Consider the following 19,926-nt stretch of genomic DNA (forward strand, 5'->3'; position numbering starts at 1 on the left):
AATCTTGACAAAAATGTGACACCCTTCACGTCGGCGTGGACCAACGCGCCCGCTGCTTAACGGAACTGCCTTCATCAAGTCATCTAGGAACAGATGGCGCCTGGTTGCCAGAGCGCTGCCTCCCGACAAGCTCTGGTCTTCTCTCTTTTCTGGCTCTTTTGCTGTGGTTTAACAAGATGAATAAACTGACTCTCGCTCGCCTGCAGGCGGGCTTACTGAGCTTTTTCCTCACCGCCCTGGGGCTGGCCCTGGTCGCCGGCCTGGTCCTCACCGACATACTGGTGCTGCACAACGACCTGGGTGAGCGCTCCCTCACCGAGGGTGCCCAGTCCGCCATGCTGGGTGGCATCGTCTTCCTGTTTGGCTGGTGCGCCTGGCACAGGCCGGCCCAGCGGGGATGCTATCTCCTGATGGCCGGTTTCTTTGGCTGCCTGTTGATCCGCGAATCCGATGCCTTCTTCGATCAGATCCATCATGGTTTCTGGGTTATCCCGGCGCTGTTGCTGGCGGCAGCCAGCCTGTTGGCCGCCCGCGCCCACCCGGGGACTGTGCTGGCGCCGCTGGCAGAGGTGATGGACAGTCGCGCCTGGAGTGGCCTGGTGATCGGCATGGCCATAGTGCTGGTGTTCAGTCGGCTGATGGGCATGGGCGTCCTTTGGCACGCCCTTATGGGAGAGCAGTTTGTCCGCGGGGTGAAAAACATCGTCGAGGAAGCCACCGAATCCCTGGGCTATTTTGTGGTATTTTCCAGTTCATTCGGGTATGCCCTGGTGCACTCCAGGCTGCCGCAAACCCACGCCAGCGCCCTGATGAGCCCGACGCCACACGACACGATCGCGTCCCGTCCGCAGCAGAGCCGCTGACCCAGGAGCCGAGAGCCCCATGGACAGGCCACCCTTGCACAGCCAGTATCTGGCCCGCGCCCGCCAGCAGATCCACCGCGTGCCCATTCTGGCACCCCTGCTGGTGTGGGTGCGCCAGGGCACCAAGTTGATCCATGCCCATGGCCAGCCCCTGGTCTGCCCGGCGGATCACTGCCTCTGTCTGCCAACCGGTGAGGCCCGGGAGATGGAAAACCTGCCCTCGCCCGGCGGATGCTATCAGGCAGAGGTGTTCAGCCCGCCCCGGGCCTGGACCGAACGCTTCTTGCAACGCTATGGCGATACCCTGCCCGGCCAGTGGCAGCCGGACCCTGTGTTCCCCTGTCCCCCCGCCCTGGTAACCCAGCTCACCCCGCTGCTGAACTCACAATCGTTTAGCGGCCCCTTGGGGCTGGCCCGCCTGGAACATGCCTGGCAAGGCGTCCTGCTGGGGCTGGCGGAGGCCGGGCTCGCCAGCCCCCTGTTCAATCTGAAGCCATTGACCCTGAGCCAGCGGATCCAGCTGCTGTTGCAGGCCGATCTGGCCCGTCCCTGGCAGGCCAACGAGCTGGCCCAGCGGCTGGGGCTCAGCGAGTCCAGCATGCGCCGTGCCCTGCGCCAGGAAGGCAGCCAAGGCTTCGCCAACCTGCTGACGGAACAGCGGCTCAGTGCCGCCATGGATCGGGTGATGAGGGATCAGAGTCCCCTGACCCAGATCGCCCTGGAGTGCGGCTTCGTCTCCGCCTCCCACTTCAGTCAGAAGTTTCGCCAGCGCTTTGGCGTCAGCCCCAGCCAGTTGCGCCACAGTCGGGATCTGGCCCCGGTCCCGGCCGTCGGCTGACCGGGGCACGATAGACTCTGACCGTTTGACGACAGCAAACAGACCGCAAAACGCCCACACTGATGTCACCGGCAATCATGCCCGACAATTAAGGAGTGCCCATGCGATCCCCTTCTCTGCTTGCCCTCACCCTGGGAGCCCTGCTGAGCGGCCAGGCCAGCGCCGCCTTCACCCTCACCAGCCCGGGTCTGCCGGAAGGCGCCAGCCTGCCCCTGGCCCAGGTCTACAACGGCTTTGGCTGCCAGGGCGGCAACCAGTCCCCGGCCCTGCACTGGCAGGAGGTGCCCGCCGGCACCCGCAGCCTGGCGCTGACCGTCTATGACCCGGATGCCCCCACCGGCAGCGGCTGGTGGCACTGGGTAGTCTTCAACCTGCCGGCCGACAGCACAGGCCTGCCGGCGGGCATCACCCCCGAGGGCCAGGGACTGCCCGCCGGGGCGGTGCAGAGTCTGACCGACTACGGCCAACCCGGTTTCGGCGGCGCCTGTCCGCCTGTGGGTGCCCCCCCCCACCATTACCGCTTCACCCTGCATGCCCTCAAGGTGGACAAGCTGGACCTGCCATCCACCAGCATGCCGGCCCTGGTGGGCTTCATGCTGCACGGCAATGAGCTGGCCCAGACCAGCCTGACCCTGCGCTACGGTCGCTAGCTGTGTAAACCCACCGGCATGCCCCAGGGCATGTCGGCTGGCCATTGGCGAAATAGACAGGTGTAAACGACTCAATTGCTCGCCCGTTTTCTGGTATGTTCCGGCTGACCGAATTCCGCCCCTTTGTGGGGCAAGGGGCAACGCCGCCGACGTTCCCCCCAGTTAGAGCGAGAACCATGCCTTCTATCAGTCAGCTGATTGCCAGCGAACTCAACGCCTCCGCCGCCCAGGTGGAGGCCGCCACCCGTCTGTTGGATGAGGGGGCCACCGTGCCCTTCATCGCCCGTTACCGCAAGGAGATCACCGGCGGCCTGGATGACACCCAGCTGCGCCAACTGGAGCAGCGCCTGGGCTACCTGCGCGAACTCGAAGATCGCCGTGGCGTGATCCTCCACTCGGTGGAAGAACAGGGCAAACTGACCGCCGAGCTCAAGGCCGCCCTGCTGGCCGCCGACACCAAGACGGCCCTGGAGGATCTCTACCTGCCCTACCGGCCCAAGCGCCGCACCAAGGGGCAGATCGCCATAGAGGCAGGGCTGGAACCCTTGGCGCAGGCGCTGCTGGCCGATCCCAATCTGGATCCCCAGCAGACGGCCCTGGCCTATCTCAATCCCGAGCAGCAGATCACCGACAGCAAGGCGGCGCTGGACGGCGCCCGCTACATCCTGATGGAACGCTTCGCCGAGCAGGCGCCCGTGCTGGCCGCCCTGCGGGAGCGGCTCTGGTCTCAGGGCATAGTCCAGGCCCGGCTGGTGGCCGGCAAGGAGCAGGAGGGCGCCAAGTTCAGCGACTACTTCGAGCATGATGAGCCCCTGCACAAGGTGCCCAGCCACCGGGCCCTGGCCATGCTGCGAGGGCGCAACGAAGGGGTGCTGAGCCTCTCCCTGACCCTGCCCGGGGAGTGGGAACGCCACCCCTGCGAAGGGCTGATCGTCCAGGCGCTGGGGCTGCAGCTGGCGGGCCGCCCCGCCGATGCCTGGCTGCAATCCGTGGTGAGCTGGACCTGGAAGATCAAGCTGGCCCTGCAGATGGAGACCGAACTCATCGGCCAGCTGCGGGAGGCCGCCGAGGCCGAAGCCATCCGGGTGTTTGCCAGCAACCTCCAGGATCTGCTGATGGCCGCCCCCGCCGGCATGCGCTGCACCATGGGGCTGGATCCCGGCATCCGCACCGGGGTCAAGGTGGCGGTGGTGGATGCCACCGGCAAGCTGGTGGACACAGCCACCATCTACCCCTTCGAACCCAAGCGTCAGGTGGCCGCCAGCCTGGCGACCCTGGCCAAGCTGTGTGAGCGCCACCAGGTGGAACTCATCAGCATCGGTAACGGCACCGCCTCCCGGGAGACCGACCGGCTGGTGAGCGAGCTGTTTGGCGCGTACCCGGCGGTGCGCTGCCAGAAGGTGGTGGTGAGCGAGGCCGGCGCCTCCGTCTACTCCGCCTCCGAGCTGGCGGCCCTGGAGTTTCCGGAGCTGGATGTCTCCTTGCGCGGCGCCGTCTCCATCGCCCGGCGGCTGCAGGATCCCCTGGCGGAGCTGGTGAAGATCGAGCCCAAGAGTATCGGTGTCGGCCAGTATCAGCACGACGTCAGCCAGAGCCAGCTGGCCCAGCGGCTCGAGGCCGTGGTGGAGGACTGCGTGAATGCCGTGGGGGTGGATCTCAACACCGCCTCCGTCCCCCTGCTGAGCCGGGTCTCCGGCCTCAACAAGAGCCTGGCGCAGAACATAGTGGCGTTTCGCGACGCCCAGGGCGCCTTCGCCAACCGCCAGCAACTGCTCAAGGTCAGTCGCCTGGGGCCCAAGGCCTTCGAGCAGTGCGCGGGCTTTCTGCGCATTCGTGAAGGCGACAACCCGCTGGATGCCTCCTCGGTGCATCCGGAGGCCTATCCCCTGGTGCAGAAGATGCTGGCCGCCAACGACTGCGGCGCCGGGGAACTCATCGGCAACGCCCAGCGGCTCAAGCAGATCCGAGCCAAGGAGTTCACCGATGAGCGCTTCGGCCTGCCCACGGTCACCGACATCCTCAAGGAGCTGGAGAAGCCGGGCCGGGATCCCCGCCCCGAGTTCAAGACCGCCACCTTCCGCGAGGGGGTGGAGACCCTCAACGACCTGCAGCCGGACATGGTGCTAGAAGGGGTGGTCACCAACGTCACCAACTTCGGCGCCTTCGTGGACATAGGCGTGCACCAGGACGGTCTGGTGCACATCTCGGCCCTGACCGACCGCTTCATCAAGGATCCCCGGGACGTGGTGAAGGCCGGCGACATCGTCAAGGTAAAGGTGCTGGAGGTGGACAAGCCCCGCAAGCGCATCGCCCTGACCATGCGCCTCACCGATGCCGCCCCCCGTGGCGAGGCGCGCCCCGACAGCAAGCCAGCGGCAAAAAATACCCCTCGCGCAAACCAACCGCGCCACGGCAAGGAGGCGGCGCCTGCGCCGAACAACGCCTTTGCCGACGCCTTCGCCAAGGCCAAGCGCCGCTAACCCCTCGAAGCCATCCAGCACAAAACCTGAAGCCGGGCTTAAGCCCGGCTTCTCTTTGATGTTCGATGTGCTGATGGGAACTGACCCGACCGGCTCACGCCTCAGGCATAGCGGCTGACGGTGGCGCTTGCCGTCCCCTGCCAGGCGCTGTCATAGCGCTGGGCGATGACCTGATTGCGTTGGCTCATCAGGGAGAGGGAGGCCTGACTCACCCCATCGCCAAAGGGATTGCTTCGCGGCGTGGCGGGTTGGCTGACGGTACCGGCCTCGGCGCTGGTGGCCGCCGACACGTCAGAGCCTGACGCGCTGGGGGTATCCCCCGCCTGATTGCCCAGATCCAGGCTCAGCTGCCGGCTCTGCTCCATCAGCTCGGCACGGGCCTGGGCCTCCAGCTGCTGGGTGCGGGCCGCCACCGCCCTGTCCTGGCTGGAGGGTTCCGCCGGCGCCAAGGCGGCGGAGCGCACCTGCTGCATCTTGCGAATGGTGCCCTGGGGATCGCCCGGTACGGGGGAGACATCGATCTGCACCTCGCCGCCGATGGCATAGCTGTTGCCATCCGGACCGCGCGTCACGCTATAGGTGGGACTGCTGGCATACTGGCCACCGGCCCGCTGATGGGCCTGTTCATGATCGCGCACCTCCTGGTCACGATCCTTGAATTCTGCCAGATCCCGCTGATCCTGACTGGCCTCCTGCCGTTGCTGGCGGCCCTCGTCACCCTGCCGTGATGCCCCCTGCTGGCCCGTGTTCTGACCTTGTTGCTCGGGTTTTCCTTCCACGGCAAAGGTGCCATCGGCCGTGCTGCCGGCTTGGCCGGTCAGACGCGTGTCGTAACTGGTGTTGCGCCCTTCCTGGCTGCGGAACTTCTCTTTCTCTGAGCCGACCTGGGACTCGCGTGCGGAGGCCTCACCCTGAGGCAAGGCCGGGATCCGCTCGCGCACCTGGTTATCCCGCTGCGCCGATTCGGTACTCGGCTGCAGCGCGATGGGCACCAGGTTGGGATAGGTCGGGCTGATGTTCATGGCTAGACGCGGATGTCGATCAGGGTACCCATCATGTCATCGGCACTCTTCACCACCCGGGCCGACGCCTGAGCCTCGTTCTGTCCCTGCTGCAGGGTCATGACCGACTGGGTCAGATCCTTGGACTGGGAGGACTCGGATTGCACAGGCAAGGAGGCGATCTCACGGCTGCCCTGCTCCACCTGCTGCTGGGCGCGGCCCAGTCCCTGCAGGCCATAACTCATGGCGGAATCAATTTGCATAGAGCGCTCCTGTGTTATCTGACTGCCTAATTATCAACCATCCCCAGGCGCGAGAAAAGTCGCCGGTCGCTTTTTTAACCGATAGCTTGGACAATTTGTGCTACGAAGGCCTCCGGATGGGACAAGAAGGGGGCATGGGATGCCTTCGCGAACAGGTGGCACCCACTGTCCGGACGCAGCGCCGTGATCAGCGGGATGGCGGCATGCGGCACAAGCGAGTCCAACCTGCCATACAACCGCACACAGGGCAGGGTCAGTTCGGACCAGAGAGTCCGCTGGTCGGTGTGCTGCAACAGATCCAAGCCCCCAGCCAGTGCCGCCGCTTGCGGCAGGGGCGCCGCCGTCAGCAAGGCCTTGAGCCGGCGGGCATCCTCCTTCACCGTCTCACTGCCCATGGCCTGGATCGCCAGAAAGCGCTCCAGGGTGCGGACGCTATTCTGCTCCAACTGACGATGAAAGCCCGCCAGCACCTCGGGCTGGAGCCCGGGCCAACCGTCCCGCGCCACAAAGCAAGGCGAGCTGGCCACCTGGAGAAGGCGGCTGACCCGCTCGGGATGACGCCAGGCCATCTGGGTCGCCACCAATCCCCCCAGTGACCAACCCAACCAGTTGGCCCGACTCGGTGCCTCGCTCAGCAGCGCTTCCACCAGGGCATCCAGGCTGTAAGGCTGCGCCGCATCCCAATCCGACGCCCCATGGCCGGGTAAGTCCAACAGGTGCAAGCGAAAATGGGCCGCCAACGCCGAAGCCACCGGCTCCCAGACATGGCGATTCATCCCCCAGCCATGCACCATCACCAGATCCGGCCCGGCCCCCAGCCGGGTCACCCCTATCCTCATGCCAACTCCTCCCACAGATTGCCGACCCATGCCCCCAGATGAGGCGCATTTCCATCCTGGTGCAGAGAGGGGCGCAAAGTCACAAATTGGTGCGCAAAACGCACTATTTTGAGCCAGGTTTCCAGACACCCCCCAGTTTTCCAGCTAATTTTACCGTAAAAAACTTGGCATAGATCCTGCGCTTGCAGACCTAAAGTTGCGTCACACCTCCTGACAAGTTGGACCGTCAGGAGCCCTAAATACCTTTGGAGATCATTTCGATGAAACGCTTGTTTTCTCTGCTTACCCTGTTGGGGCTATTCGGCATCAGCGGCCTGGCCTGGGCAGACGAGGCCGCGGCCCCCGTCATCAGCCTGGATAAGGGCGACAACGCCTGGCTGATCGTGGCGTCCGCTCTGGTTATCCTGATGACGGTGCCCGGTCTGGCACTCTTCTACGGTGGCCTGGTCCGTACCAAGAACATGCTCTCCGTACTGATGCAGGTCTTCATGGTGTTCTGCGTGGCCACAGTGCTGTGGGTAGTCTACGGCTATAGCCTGGCGTTCACCGAGGGCAATGCCTTCTTCGGTAGCTTCGACAAGGCCTTCCTGGCCGGTATCACGCCAGACTCCCTTGCGGCCACCTTCAGCAAGGGCGTCGGCATCTCCGAATACATCTATGTGGTGTTCCAGGGCGCCTTCGCGGCCATTACCTGTGCCCTGATCCTGGGGGCCTTTGCCGAGCGCGTGCGCTTCTCCGCCGTGCTGCTGTTCATCGTCATCTGGTTCACCTTCTCCTACACCCCCATGGCGCACATGGTGTGGTACTGGGCCGGTCCTGATGCCTATACCGATGCTGCCGCAGCCGATGCAGCCAATGCCACCGCAGGCTGGCTGTTCCAGCACGGTGCCCTGGACTTCGCCGGCGGTACAGTCGTGCACATCAACGCCGCCGTCGCCGGTCTGGTGGGCGCCTACTTCGTGGGCAAGCGTGTGGGCTTTGGCCGTGACATCATGGCCCCCCACAGCCTGACCATGTCCATGATCGGCGCCTGCCTGCTGTGGGTAGGTTGGTTTGGCTTCAACGCCGGCTCCTCTCTGGAAGCCAACGGCGTCGCCGCCCTGGCCCTGGTGAACACCTGGGCTGCCACCGCCATGGCTGCCATTGCGTGGATGATGGCCGAATGGGGCCTCAAGGGTAAGCCCTCCCTGCTGGGCGGCATCTCTGGTGCGGTAGCCGGCCTGGTGGCCATCACCCCGGCCTGCGGCTTCGTCGGTCTGGTGGGTGCCCTGGTGATCGGTGCGCTGGCCGGTGTCGTTTGCCTGTGGGGGGTTCATGGTCTCAAGCGTCTGCTGAACGTGGATGACTCCCTGGACGTCTTCGGCGTGCACGGGGTGGGCGGTATCCTGGGTGCCCTGCTCACCGGTGTGTTTGCCTCACCGGATCTGGGTGGCTCTGGTCTGTGGGACTATGTCACCAACAGCGCCATCGTGGATTACTCCATTGCCGAACAGGTGAAGATCCAGGCCATCGGCGTGCTGACCACCATCGTCTGGTCTGGTGTGGTCTCCGTTATCGGTTTCTTCCTGGTGGACAAGATCCTCGGCCTGCGCGTCCCGGTGGAAGCCGAACGCGAGGGTCTGGACCTGACCTCTCACGGCGAACGTGCATACAACTACTAATCGAAATCAGACCTCAAACTTGGGCGCCTATTGGCGCCCTTTTTTTGGCCTGCCTACACTGGGTGGACCATGACACCGAGGTCCTCCATGCTAGAAACCCTACGCCAAGCCCTCAGCCACTGGCCGCCCCAGGGCCTCTGCCTGCTCTGCCATCAGCCCGCCGATGGCCGGCCCTTGTTGTGCCAGCACTGCGAGGCCGATCTGCCCAGATTGAATAACCCCTGCCCCACCTGTGGTCATCCCTTGCCCGAGCCGGCCGAGGGGGTCTGTGGCCGCTGCCTACGGCATCCCCCCGCCTGGGATCGCCTGGCGGTGCTGGGGGATTATGCCTTTCCCTACCCCGCCCTGATCCAGCGGCTCAAGTACCAGGGGGAATACCTGATGGCCAGCCTGTTGGGGGAGCTGATGGCCCGCCACCTGCCCCATGAACCCCTGCCGGAGGTGCTGCTGCCGGTCCCGCTGCACTGGTGGCGACGCTGGCGCCGCGGCTTCAACCAGGCCGAGGCCCTGTGCCGGACCATACGCCGCCATACCGGCCTGCCCCTGGACCCTCATCTGTTACGGCGGGTGCGCACCACCCGCCCCCAGGCCCGCCTGAGCCAGGCCGAGCGCCGGCGCAATCTCAAGGGCGCCTTTGCCCTGGGTCCTCATCACTACCGCCATGTGGCCCTGGTGGATGACGTGGTCACCACAGGCACCACGGCGACACTCCTGTGCCGCCTGCTGCGTCACAGTGGGGTGGAACGCATCGAGGTGTGGGCTGTGAGTCGGGCCCTGATCCACCCCAAGCAGGACTATCCAGCCCGCCGGTGACGGGGTATGATAAATCCGACCGCTTTACTCAGGATTCAACAGCGAGGCAGCAGATGATCAGTATCTCCGAGAGCGCCCAGGCCCATTTCAACAAACTGCTGGAGAAGCAACCCGAGGGCACCAACATACGGGTGTTCGTGATGAATCCCGGCACGCCGAGCGCCGAATGCGGTGTCTCCTATTGCCCGGCGGATGCGGTGGAGCCGGAGGACATTCACCTGCCCTTCAGCGGCTTCGATGCCCTGGTGGATCCACTGAGCGCGCCCTACCTGGAAGATGCCCAGATCGACTTCGTGGTGGACAACCTGGGTTCCCAGCTGACCCTCAAGGCCCCCAATGCCAAGATGCGCAAGGTGGACGACGACGCACCACTGATCGAGCGGGTGGAATATGTCATCCAGTCCCAGGTCAACCCCTCACTGGCCGGCCACGGCGGCAAGGTGACCCTGGTGGAGATCACCGAGGACAACTACGCCATCCTGCAATTTGGCGGCGGTTGCAACGGCTGCTCCATGGTGGATGTGACCCTGAAGGAAGGGATCGAGAAGCAGCTGCTGGAGCTGTTCCCCGGCGAGCTGGCGGGGGTGAAGGATGCCACCGAACACCAGCGGGGCGACCACTCCTTCTACTGAGCCGGCACCAACGAAACGCCCCGCAGATGCGGGGCGTTTGTTTTGCAGCACGGACGAGGCTACTCGTCCTTCTTGTTCCGACCCAGCAGGGCCAGGGCCGCCTCCTTGGGCGGCTTACCCTGGTAGAGGATCGCATAGATCTGCTCGCAGATGGGCATCTCCACCCCCTGACGCGCCGCCAGCAGGTGGACCTCCCGGGTGTTGCGGTAGCCTTCCACCACCTGGCCAATCTCGGTCATGGCCTGCTCCGTGCTCTTGCCGGCCCCCAGGGCCAGGCCGAAGCGCCGGTTGCGGGACTGGTTGTCGGTGCAGGTCAGCACCAGATCCCCCAGCCCGGCCATGCCCATGAAGGTCTTGGGATCGGCCCCAAGCGACACGCCAAGCCGCTGCATCTCCACCAGACCCCGGGTGATCAGCGCCGTGCGGGCATTGGCGCCAAAGCCCAGGCCGTCCGACAGGCCGGCACCGATGGCGATGACGTTCTTCACAGCGCCGCCCAGCTGCAGGCCGACGAAGTCGGCATTGGTGTAGACGCGGAACGACTTGCCGCAATGCATCAGCTCGGAGAGCTCCTCGGCAAACGCCTCCTCGGTGGCCGCCACCGAGATGGCGGTGGGCAGACCGGCGGCCAGCTCCGCCGCAAAGGTCGGCCCCGACACCACCGCCAAGGGCACCTCAGGCCCCAGGGCCTCCCGCGCCACCTCCTGCAGCAGGCGACCGCTGTCCGGCTCCAGCCCCTTGGTGGCCCAGGCTACCCGGGCACCGTCCTGCAGATGGGGCCGGGCCTGGGACAGGACCTGGCCAAATACATGGCTGGGAACCACCACCAGCAGGGTACGGCAGGCCGAGGCCGCCACCGCCAGATCCGAGGTCAGCTCCAGGGTGTCCGGGAAGGGCACCCCCGGCAGAAACTGCTCGTTGCAACGGGCCTGCTGCAAGGCCGCCATGTGCGCCGCCTCGTGGCCCCACAGCAGGATGCGATAGCCTTTGCGTGCCAATGAAATGGCAAGGGCGGTGCCATAAGACCCCGCCCCCAGGACAGTCAACTGGATGTCTTGCGACATATCAGGCTTCCGCGCCTTGTTCCGCTTCCAGCTTGGCCATGTGCGCGGCAAACAGGGCATCGAAGTTCACCGGCGCCAGGTTCAGCTGCGGGAAGGAACCCTTGCTCACCAGGCCGGACACGGTTTCCCGGGCGTAGGGGAACAGGATGTTCGGGCAGTAGGAACCCAGGCAGTGGGCCAGGTGCTGCGGATCCAGGTGGGCGGCGGTGAAGATACCGGCCTGCTTCACTTCACACAGGAAGGCGGTCTCGTCGCCCAGGGTGCAGGTGACGGTCAGGGTCAGCACCACTTCATAGATGTCTTCGGCCAGCACTGTGGTCTTGGTATCCATGTCCAGCTTGATCTCCGGCTGCCACTCTTTCTGGAAGATCTTGGGGGTGGAGGGTGCTTCGAAGGAGACATCCTTGATGTAGACGCGCTGGATCTGGAACTCGGGTTGCTTGGCGTTGTTGGCAGCTTCAGTCATTTGCTTAAATTCCTTGTGAAAAGGGGATCTTGTGGATCCGAGGTGCGCTCCAAATTAGCGCTTCTTAGTCAGTGGCATGTTCTCTGTGCGCCAATCCGCCAGACCACCACGCAACAAAAATACCTGCTGGAATCCCGCCTTGCTCAGCTTGGCCGCGGCCGGGCCCGCCCGCATGCCGGATTCACACACGACTATGATGGGGTTCGCTTTGAACTTTTCAATGACGGTCAGGTTATTTCCATCGATCTGGCTCACAGGAACGTGATGGGAGCCCGCGATGTGCCCCTTGTCATACTCGTCCTGATTGCGCACATCCACCACCACCGCCTGCTGGCGATTGATGAGCAGGGTGGCCCCCTGACTGGTCACCGCCTTGACCGGGGAGAACTTGGACTTGATGGTGGCGTAGATGAGGGCGACCAGCAGCCCCAGCCAAGCCGCGGCCAGCAGGGGATTTCTCACAATAAAATCAATGTACTCTTGCATGATGGCTCAGATCCGGTAGGAAACTTCCGCCGCAGTATACCGCCCCGCCCGCAGAATGGCAGCTCCACACCCGCCACAGCGAGAGCCACTTCACGGCCCGGGATGGGATTCACCGCCGGGATCAGGTGACTAATTCGGCAGATGTTGTAATATTACGCATTAGTCGCATTCCCTATTTAACCAAAGTCAAGAGGACGTAGCCGTATGTCTACCGCCGCCAAGAAGCCGTTGGTCCTGATCATCATGGATGGTTGGGGTTACAGCACCAAGAAAGAGTTCAATGCCGTTGCCGCCGCCAACACCCCGGTCCTCGATGGTCTCACCAAGAATTACGCCAGCACCCTGATCTCCGGTTCCGGCATGGACGTGGGTCTGCCCGATGGTCAGATGGGTAACTCCGAAGTGGGTCACGTCAACATCGGCGCCGGCCGCGTGGTCTACCAGGAACTGACCCGCGTCACCAAGGAAATCCGCGACGGCGACTTCTTCAAGAATGCCGCCCTGTGCAAGGCCGTCGATGGCGCCGTGAGCAACGGCAAGGCCGTCCACATCATGGGCCTGCTGTCTGAAGGTGGCGTACACAGCCACGAAGACCACATCGCCGCCATGGTAGAGCTGGCCGCCCAACGGGGTGCCGAGCAGATCTACCTGCACGCCTTCCTGGATGGCCGTGACGTGGCCCCGCGTTGCGCCCAGGTTGCCATCGAACGCTTCGATGCCCTGTTCGCCAAGCTGGGCAAGGGCCGCCTGGCCTCCATGGTGGGTCGCTACTTCGCCATGGACCGTGACAACCGCTGGGATCGCGTCCAGGAAGCTTACGAGCTGATCACCGAAGGCAAGAGCGCCTTCGCCAACTACGCCACCGGCAGCGAAGCCCTGGCCGCCGCCTACGAGCGCGGCGAGAACGACGAATTCGTCAAGGCCAGCGTGGTGGGTGCCGAAGCCGCCACCCTGAACGACGGCGACGCCCTGATCTTCATGAACTTCCGTGCCGACCGCGCCCGGGAGATCACCCGTTCCTTCGTGGATGCCGACTTCACCGGTTTCACCCGTGCCAAGCAGCCCAAGCTGTCCGACTACGTGATGCTGACCGAGTACGCCGCCGACATCAAGGCCAGCTGCGCCTACCCGCCCACCGCCCTGGTCAACACCCTGGGCGAATGGCTGGCCAAGCACGACAAGACCCAGCTGCGCATCTCCGAAACCGAGAAGTACGCCCACGTCACCTTCTTCTTCAACGGTGGTGAAGAGACCTGCTTCCCCGGCGAAGATCGCGAACTGATCGCCAGCCCCAAGGTCGCCACCTATGACCTGCAACCGGAAATGAGCTCAGGCGAGCTGACCGACAAGCTGGTGGGCGCCATCAAGGGCGGCAAGTACGATGTCATCATCTGTAACTACCCCAACGGCGACATGGTGGGTCACACCGGCATGTTCGATGCGGCCGTCAAGGCCTGTGAAGCCGTCGACACCTGCGTCGGTCGCGTCATCGAGGCCCTGAAGGAAGTGGGTGGCGAGTGCCTGATCACCGCCGACCACGGCAACGCCGAGAAGATGATGAACGAAGAAACCGGTCAGGCTCACACCGCCCACACCAACCTGCCGGTGCCCCTGATCTACTTCGGCCGTTCCGCCACTGCGGTGGAAGGCGGCAAGCTGTCCGATCTGGCCCCCACCATGCTGACCCTGATGGGCATGGAAGTTCCGGCGGAAATGACTGGCAAGCCCCTGATGGTTCTGAAATAATTTTGCCCCATGCGGGCAATCAAACCATCAGCACACCACTGGATCCGCGTCGGTCTCTTGACCGGCGCGGTCTTTTTCTGGGCGTCTGTCGGCGCCGAGCCGGCCAAGGAACTCAAGGCGGTTCAGCAGCAGATCGCCCAGAAACAGCAGGATATCCGCCAGCAACAGCAGGATATCAAGAGCCTGCACCATCAGCTCAAGGCCGATGAACAGGCCATCTCCCAGCTGGCCCGCCGCCTCAACGGCACCCAGCAGAAGCTCCAGCAGACCCGCCACGAGCTCAATGAACTCAACCGCCAGAGCCAGACCCTGACCCGTGAGCTGCAGCAGCAGGAAGCCCTGCTGGCCGGCCAGCTGGAACAGGCCTACCGCTTTGGCCACCACGACACCCTCAAGCTGCTGCTCAACCAGCAGGACCCTACCAGCATGGGCCGGGCACTGGACTACTACGGCTACCTCAACCAGGCCCGCCTGGCGGTGATAGCCAAGACCCAGCAGACCCAGGCCGCCCTGGAGCAAAACCGGCAGCAGACCCGCCGGGCCAGCGAGCGGCTGGCCGCCCTGGTGAAAGGCCAGGAGCAGGATCACAGCGCCCTGGCGGACAAGTTCAGCCAGCGGGAAACCACCCTCACCGCCTTGAAGCAGTCCCTGCAGGAAGATCAGCAGCAGCTGGGGCACCTGCAGCAGGCCGAGAAGAAGATGCAGCAGCAGATCGAGGCGGCCCGCCGCAAGCTGGAGGCCGAACGCAAACGGCAGCGGGAAGAAGCCCTGGCCCGCGCCCGGGCCAAGGCCAAGGCCAAGGGGGAATCCGAGGCCGCCGCCCAGGCCAAGGAAGAGGCCCGCCTGGCCAGCAATGCCCACAAGGGGTTGGGCAAGCTGCGCGGTCAGCTGCCCTGGCCCGTCCGCGGCCGGTTGTTACGCCAGTTTGGCAGCCCGCGCACCGGCCAGGTGACCTGGAAAGGCATACTGATCGGCGCCGCCGAAGGCAGCCCGGTGAAGGCCATTGCCGCCGGGGATGTGGTCTATGCCGACTGGTTGGAAGGCTTCGGCAACGTGCTGGTCATCGACCACGGCCATGGCTACCTCAGCCTGTATGGCAGCAACCAGTCCCTGTTGAAGATGGCGGGCGACAGCATCCAGGCAGGCGAGACCATAGCCCTGGTGGGCCGCAGCGGCGGCCAGGACAGCGCCGGGCTTTACTTCGAGATCCGGCAGCAGGGCCAGCCGGTCAACCCCAGTCGCTGGCTCAAGTAGTCAGCCGCTCCAGCTCGCCGATGAGCCACAGGGCCTCCTCGCGGCTGTCGCCACACACATCCTCCAGCGCCGGAAAGCCGCCGCACACCGCCGGACGCGACGGCAGGCCGAACAGCTTGCACCCCAAGGCTTCATCCAGCTGCACACAGGGCACCCCGGCAGGCTTGCCAGCCGGCATGCCGGGAATGGGTGAGCTGATGCTGGGGGCGATACAACAGGCGGCACAGCCGGTACGACATTCCATCAAGCGTCCTCTGGGTTGGGGCCACCAGCATACCATGGGGCGATCCGGTGCTACACTGGCGCCCAAATGACACAAAGGAGTGCAGTATGCGCCTGACCATTCATCACGATCCCCAGGTCCTGCCCCAGTGGCAGGACAGCCTGAACAAGCTGCTGGCCGCCGATGGCCTGACCCCCAATAGCCTGCCCGCCGGCCACCGGCATCTGGCCATCTTCAACGACCGGGTGGTGGGGTTGGCGGTGAGCCAAGAGGAACAACTTGCCTACCTGGCGGTGCGGGATCTGACCCGTCGCCGGGGCGTCGGCCACTATCTGCTGGCCCAGACCCTGGTGTGGCAACGGCAGCATGGCAGCACCTGCGCCAGGCTGAGCCTGACCGGGCGGTCCACCGAGGCCAAGGCCAGCCTGGTGCCCTTCCTGGCCGCCGAAGGCTTCAGCCAGGCGGCCGACGACTGGCACAAGCCGCTGTAATCGGCAGGCGCGCAAAAAAACGGCCACCCCTAGGGTGGCCGTTCCGTTATGGCTGCCGATCAGGCCGGCTTGGCGCTGTTCATGGCGATCTCCGCCTTGCGCCGCTTCTCGGCCTTGGACATGGTCCACCAGGCGATGAAGGTCGCAATGGATACCACCAGTATGATGATGGTCGCCAGGGCGTTGATCTTGGGGCTAAGCCCCAACCGCACGCTGGAGAACACCACCATGGGCAGGGTGGAGGCATTGGGACCGGAAACGAAGCTGGTGATCACCAGGTCATCCAGGGAGAGGGTGAAGCCCAGCAGCCAGCCGGCACCGATGGCCGGGGCGATGAGCGGCAGTGTGATGAGGAAAAACACCTTGAAGGGCGTGGCCCCTAGATCCTGGGCCGCCTCCTCGATGGAGATGTCCAGCTCCTGCAACCGCGAGCGGATGATGACGGTGACATAGGCGGCAGTCAGGGTCACATGGGCCAACCAGATGGTCAGGGCGCCGCGCTGGGCCGGCCAGCCGAAGGTGTTGGCCATGGAGACAAACAGCAGCAGCAGGGAGAGACCTATGATGACGTCCGGCAGCACCATGGGCGCCGTGATGAGAAAGGCAAAGCCCGTCTCACCCCGGAAGCGGTTCACCCGGGTCAGCACAAAGGCCGCCAGGGTGCCCACCACCACCGCCATTGAGGCGCTCAGCACCCCTATGGTCAGACTCAGCACCACACCGTCCATCATCTGCTTGTCGCGGAACAGCTCGAAGTACCACTTGATGGAGAAGCCGGACCAGACCGTCACCAGCTTGGACTCGTTGAACGAGTAGATGATGAGGATCAGGATAGGGGCGTAGAGGAACGTCAGGCCCAGGGCCAGGATCAGCAGACGCCACTTGGACTTGCTCTCTGGGATGGGAGTCATGCTTTCTTCTCCATTTCACGACGCTGGTAGGCGTAGAACCAGATGATGGGCACCATCAGCAACAGCAACATGACGGTCGCCACGGCGGACGCCACCGGCCAGTCGCGGTTGTTGAAGAACTCCTGCCACAGCACCCGGCCGATCAGCAGGGAATCCGGGCCACCCAGCAATTCCGGGATGACGAACTCGCCCACCGCCGGAATGAACACCAACATGGAGCCGGCGATGATGCCGCTCTTGGTCAGGGGGATCAGCACGGTGAAGAAGCTCTTCCAGGGCCGGGCACCCAGATCCGAGGCGGCCTCCATCAGGGAGTAGTCCACCCGCATCAGGGCGGTATACAGCGGCAGTATCATGAACGGCAGATAGGCGTAGATGATGCCGATGTATACCGCCAGATCGGTGTGCAACAAGGTGATAGGCTCGTTTATCACCCCCAGCCAGATGAGGAAGTTGTTCAGCAGACCGTTGTTCTTCAGGATGCCGATCCAGGCATACACCCGGATGAGGAACGAGGTCCAACTGGGCAACACCACCAGCATCAACAGCACGTTACGCACCGAAGACTTGGAGTGGACGATGGACCAGGCGATGGGATAGCCCACCAGCAGGCACAGTATGGTGGAGATACCAGCCACCCGCAGGGACTGCAGGTAGGAGTCGGCATACATCTCGTCCTCGAACAGGTAGAGATAATTCCCCAGGTTCAGGACAAAGTGCAGCTTCTGGTCGGCATATTCCATCAAGGCCGTATAGGGCGGGATGGCGACCTGGGTTTCGGCCAGGCTGATCTTGAGAATGATCAGGAAGGGCACCAGGAAGAACAGCAGCATCCAGGCATAGGGAAAGAAAATCACAAAGTGACGGCCGGCCGGCAGCCAGCGGCGCCACGGCGGCAAAGCACGAGAGTCGGAAAGCATCATATGGTCAACACCACGCAAGAGTCAGGATCCCAGGTCAAAATCACCTCGTCGTCCCAGGTGGGCAGGCCCTTGCGGAACCGGTCAACGTTGGGCAGGGTGGCGATCACCAGTTTGTCGTTCGGCAAACGCACGTGGTAGACGGAGATGTCGCCCATGTAGGCGATGTTCTCCACCTTGCCACGCACAAAGTTCAGATGGTCAGACGGTGCTGTCTCGCTGATGTATATCTTCTCCGGGCGCAAGGCCACCATCAGCTGCAAACCTTCAGCCACCAGGGGGGCGTGGTTGACGTGCAGCGGGTGGGCCAGGTCGTCGCACTGAATGACGGCATAATCGGCACCACTTTCTATCAGCACCCCTTCGAAGATGTTCACCGAACCGATGAACTCGGCGCTCAACCGGCAGTTGGGGTGTTCGTAGATGTCTTCCGGCCCACCGATCTGCACAAACTCACCGCGATCCATGATGGCGATGCGGCCGGCCATGGTCATGGCCTCTTCCTGATCGTGGGTCACCATCACGCAGGTCACCCCCACGCGCTCCAGGATATCCACCACTTCCAGCTGCATCTTCTCCCGCAGCTTCTTGTCCAGCGCCCCCATGGGTTCGTCCAGCAGCAGCAGCTTGGGGCGCTTGGCCAGGGAACGGGCCAGGGCCACCCGCTGGCGCTGGCCACCGGAGAGCTGGTGCGGCTTGCGCTGGGCGAAGGCCTTCATGTGCACCAGATCCAGCATCTCGCCCACCCGCTCGGCGATATCTTCCTTGGACAGGCGATCCTGCTTGAGACCGAAGGCGATGTTCTGCTCCACCGTCATGTGGGGGAACAGGGCGTAGGACTGGAACATCATGTTGATGGGGCGCTTGTAGGGCGGCACCTCGGACAGGTCCTGCCCATCCAGAATGATTTGCCCCTTGGTGGGGGTCTCGAACCCTGCCAGCATGCGCAGCAGGGTGGACTTGCCACAGCCGGACGCCCCCAACAGGGCGAAGATTTCTCCCCGGTTGATGGTCAGGCTGACATCGTCCACCGCCAAGGCACCGTCGAAACTCTTGGTGACATTGCGGATTTCCAGCAAGGGTTTGGGTTCTGCGGCTGCGACATTCACTCGCGGCTTAACTTGCGATACTGCGGCCATGATCTCTCCATTCACACAATCAAGGGGCGCCTGCGCGCCCCTGTCGATGTTTAATTAATTGGCTTACTTGCCTGTCTTCACCTTGGTCCATTCGCGGGTGACGACGCGGTTTACCTTGGGCGGCAGCACCTTGAGGGCGAACATGTGCGGCATCATCTCCGCGGTGGGATAGATGTTGGGATTGTTGCGCAGGGCTTCGTCTACCAGCGGCAGGGACGCCTGGTTGGCACTGGCGTAGGAGACGTAGTTGGAGACCTTGGCGATCACGTCCGGCTCCATCAGGTAGTTGATGAAGGCCAGGGCATTGTCCGGATGCTGGGCATCGGCAGGAATGGCCAGCATGTCGTAGAACATCAGTGCCCCTTCCTTCGGAATGACATAGTCCACGGCCACCCCGTTGTTGGCTTCCTCGGCACGGGCCGCGGCCTGCATCACATCGCCGGACCAGCCGATGGCCACGCAGATGTCACCATTGGCCAGATCGTTGATGTACTGAGAAGAGTGGAAATAGGTGATGTAGGGACGCAGGCTGCCCAGCAGCTTGCCGGCTTCCTGATAATCCTTGGGATCCAGGCTGTTGGCCTCCTTGCCCATGTAGTGCAGCACGGTGGCAAAGATTTCGGTGGGAGCATTCAGGAAGGAGACGCCGCACTTGTTCAGCTTGGCCAGGTTTTCCGGCTTGAGCACCGCATCCCAGCTGTCCATCTTGAAGTCCGGGCCCATGACTTCGGCCACCTTCTTGGGATTGAAGCCGATGCCGGTGGTGCCGCCCAGGTAGGGGATGGAGTGGGCGTTGTCAGGATCCTTTTCCGCCAACAGCTTCATGGCCACCGGATCCATGTTTTTCAGGTTGGGCAACTTGCTCTTGTCCAGGGTCATGAAGACACCGGCCTGGATCTGGCGTGCCAGGAAGTCGGAGCTGGGGACCACCAGATCGAAACCGGTATTGCCCGCCAGCAACTTGGCCTCCAGCACCTCGTTGCTATCAAACACGTCATAGACGACCTTGATGCCGGTGGCCTTCTCAAAGTTGGCTACCGTGTCCTCGGCGATGTAGTCGCTCCAGTTATAGACATGCAGCACCTTCTCTTCCTGAGCCATGGCACTCCCCATGGTCATGGCCGCCACCAGGGTCGCACTAAACATTCCTTTCACAAATGACATCTGTGTCTCCTTGACTTGACAT

21 protein-coding genes are annotated in these 19,926 nt (G+C 63.6%); 10 read left to right on the top strand and 11 right to left on the bottom strand.

Annotated elements, in window-relative coordinates; all coding sequences use genetic code 11:
• Positions 1 to 176 precede the first annotated feature (176 nt).
• From ABHF91_RS15985 to ABHF91_RS16000, 4 genes are all read left to right on the top strand, one after another.
• Positions 177 to 863 (top strand): hypothetical protein, encoded by a 687-nt coding sequence (locus tag ABHF91_RS15985; RefSeq protein WP_409421223.1) that lies wholly within the window; start codon positions 177 to 179, stop codon positions 861 to 863.
• A 19-nt stretch (positions 864 to 882) separates the two neighbouring features.
• Positions 883 to 1,701, top strand: a complete 819-nt coding sequence (locus ABHF91_RS15990) for a helix-turn-helix transcriptional regulator (protein WP_409421224.1) — start codon at positions 883 to 885, stop codon at positions 1,699 to 1,701.
• Between the two features lie 101 nt (positions 1,702 to 1,802).
• Positions 1,803 to 2,351: a YbhB/YbcL family Raf kinase inhibitor-like protein gene (locus tag ABHF91_RS15995; protein WP_409421225.1), complete on the top strand. Its 549-nt coding sequence runs from the start codon at positions 1,803 to 1,805 to the stop codon at positions 2,349 to 2,351.
• Positions 2,352 to 2,527: 176 nt separating this feature from the next.
• A complete protein-coding gene (locus tag ABHF91_RS16000; protein ID WP_409421226.1) occupies positions 2,528 to 4,831 on the top strand; it encodes a Tex family protein in 2,304 nt (767 codons plus the stop codon).
• A 101-nt stretch (positions 4,832 to 4,932) separates the two neighbouring features.
• Here ABHF91_RS16000 and ABHF91_RS16005 read toward each other — a convergent pair whose 3' ends face one another.
• From ABHF91_RS16005 to bioH, 3 genes are all read right to left on the bottom strand, one after another.
• Positions 4,933 to 5,853 (bottom strand): putative metalloprotease CJM1_0395 family protein, encoded by a 921-nt coding sequence (locus tag ABHF91_RS16005; protein ID WP_409421227.1) that lies wholly within the window; start codon positions 5,851 to 5,853, stop codon positions 4,933 to 4,935.
• A gap of 2 nt (positions 5,854 to 5,855) precedes the next feature.
• Positions 5,856 to 6,095 carry a flagellar biosynthesis protein FlgE gene (locus tag ABHF91_RS16010; protein WP_409421228.1) on the bottom strand — a complete coding sequence of 80 codons (240 nt, stop codon included), beginning with the start codon at positions 6,093 to 6,095 and terminating at the stop codon, positions 5,856 to 5,858.
• 74 nt (positions 6,096 to 6,169) lie between these two features.
• Positions 6,170 to 6,934, bottom strand: a complete 765-nt coding sequence (gene bioH, locus ABHF91_RS16015; protein WP_409421229.1) for a pimeloyl-ACP methyl ester esterase BioH — start codon at positions 6,932 to 6,934, stop codon at positions 6,170 to 6,172.
• A gap of 260 nt (positions 6,935 to 7,194) precedes the next feature.
• Here bioH and amt point away from each other — a divergent pair, with 260 nt between their 5' ends.
• The 3 genes from amt (at position 7,195) to nfuA (ending at position 10,040) form a co-directional block, all read left to right on the top strand.
• Positions 7,195 to 8,595: an ammonium transporter gene (gene amt, locus ABHF91_RS16020; protein WP_409421230.1), complete on the top strand. Its 1,401-nt coding sequence runs from the start codon at positions 7,195 to 7,197 to the stop codon at positions 8,593 to 8,595.
• An 87-nt stretch (positions 8,596 to 8,682) separates the two neighbouring features.
• A complete protein-coding gene (locus ABHF91_RS16025; protein ID WP_409421231.1) occupies positions 8,683 to 9,408 on the top strand; it encodes a ComF family protein in 726 nt (241 codons plus the stop codon).
• Between the two features lie 53 nt (positions 9,409 to 9,461).
• Positions 9,462 to 10,040, top strand: a complete 579-nt coding sequence (nfuA, locus tag ABHF91_RS16030; protein WP_409421232.1) for a Fe-S biogenesis protein NfuA — start codon at positions 9,462 to 9,464, stop codon at positions 10,038 to 10,040.
• Between the two features lie 59 nt (positions 10,041 to 10,099).
• Here the strand turns inward: nfuA and gpsA are convergent, their stop codons facing one another.
• The 3 genes from gpsA to ABHF91_RS16045 are packed head-to-tail and all read right to left on the bottom strand — an operon-like array spanning position 10,100 to position 12,056.
• On the bottom strand, positions 10,100 to 11,104 hold the full coding sequence (gene gpsA / locus ABHF91_RS16035) for an NAD(P)H-dependent glycerol-3-phosphate dehydrogenase (protein ID WP_409421233.1): 1,005 nt from the start codon (positions 11,102 to 11,104) through the stop codon (positions 10,100 to 10,102).
• 1 nt (position 11,105) lies between these two features.
• Positions 11,106 to 11,570, bottom strand: a complete 465-nt coding sequence (gene secB, locus ABHF91_RS16040) for a protein-export chaperone SecB (protein WP_409421234.1) — start codon at positions 11,568 to 11,570, stop codon at positions 11,106 to 11,108.
• 54 nt (positions 11,571 to 11,624) lie between these two features.
• Positions 11,625 to 12,056 (bottom strand): rhodanese-like domain-containing protein, encoded by a 432-nt coding sequence (locus ABHF91_RS16045; RefSeq protein ID WP_409421235.1) that lies wholly within the window; start codon positions 12,054 to 12,056, stop codon positions 11,625 to 11,627.
• Positions 12,057 to 12,260: 204 nt separating this feature from the next.
• Between ABHF91_RS16045 and gpmM the strand changes: the two genes are divergently transcribed.
• Positions 12,261 to 13,802, top strand: coding sequence for a 2,3-bisphosphoglycerate-independent phosphoglycerate mutase (gene gpmM, locus ABHF91_RS16050; RefSeq protein ID WP_409421236.1), 1,542 nt, complete (start codon positions 12,261 to 12,263; stop codon positions 13,800 to 13,802).
• Positions 13,803 to 13,811: 9 nt separating this feature from the next.
• Complete coding sequence (envC, locus tag ABHF91_RS16055) at positions 13,812 to 15,056, top strand: murein hydrolase activator EnvC (protein WP_409421237.1); 1,245 nt, start codon at positions 13,812 to 13,814, stop codon at positions 15,054 to 15,056.
• Here envC and ABHF91_RS16060 read toward each other — a convergent pair.
• Complete coding sequence (locus tag ABHF91_RS16060) at positions 15,049 to 15,300, bottom strand: YkgJ family cysteine cluster protein (protein ID WP_409421238.1); 252 nt, start codon at positions 15,298 to 15,300, stop codon at positions 15,049 to 15,051. The genes envC and ABHF91_RS16060 overlap by 8 nt on opposite strands.
• An 86-nt stretch (positions 15,301 to 15,386) precedes the next feature.
• On the opposite strand from ABHF91_RS16060, the gene ABHF91_RS16065 reads away from it, so the two are divergent.
• Positions 15,387 to 15,770: an acetyl-CoA sensor PanZ family protein gene (locus ABHF91_RS16065; protein WP_409421239.1), complete on the top strand. Its 384-nt coding sequence runs from the start codon at positions 15,387 to 15,389 to the stop codon at positions 15,768 to 15,770.
• A 59-nt stretch (positions 15,771 to 15,829) separates the two neighbouring features.
• On the opposite strand, the gene ABHF91_RS16070 is transcribed toward ABHF91_RS16065, so the two are convergent.
• The 4 genes from ABHF91_RS16070 to ABHF91_RS16085 form a co-directional block, all read right to left on the bottom strand.
• A complete protein-coding gene (locus tag ABHF91_RS16070; RefSeq protein ID WP_409421240.1) occupies positions 15,830 to 16,681 on the bottom strand; it encodes an ABC transporter permease subunit in 852 nt (283 codons plus the stop codon).
• Positions 16,678 to 17,601, bottom strand: a complete 924-nt coding sequence (gene potH / locus ABHF91_RS16075) for a putrescine ABC transporter permease PotH (RefSeq protein ID WP_409423141.1) — start codon at positions 17,599 to 17,601, stop codon at positions 16,678 to 16,680. Before potH ends, ABHF91_RS16070 begins: the two co-directional genes overlap by 4 nt.
• On the bottom strand, positions 17,601 to 18,740 hold the full coding sequence (gene potG / locus ABHF91_RS16080) for a putrescine ABC transporter ATP-binding subunit PotG (protein ID WP_409421241.1): 1,140 nt from the start codon (positions 18,738 to 18,740) through the stop codon (positions 17,601 to 17,603). The genes potH and potG overlap by 1 nt, the downstream gene beginning before the upstream one ends.
• Before the next feature lie 63 nt (positions 18,741 to 18,803).
• Positions 18,804 to 19,904 carry an extracellular solute-binding protein gene (locus ABHF91_RS16085; protein ID WP_409421242.1) on the bottom strand — a complete coding sequence of 367 codons (1,101 nt, stop codon included), beginning with the start codon at positions 19,902 to 19,904 and terminating at the stop codon, positions 18,804 to 18,806.
• Between the last annotated feature and the right edge of the window lie 22 nt (positions 19,905 to 19,926).

Origin of the sequence: Pseudaeromonas aegiceratis (assembly GCF_046254905.1) — a bacterium.
Taxonomy (GTDB): domain Bacteria; phylum Pseudomonadota; class Gammaproteobacteria; order Enterobacterales; family Aeromonadaceae; genus Pseudaeromonas; species Pseudaeromonas aegiceratis.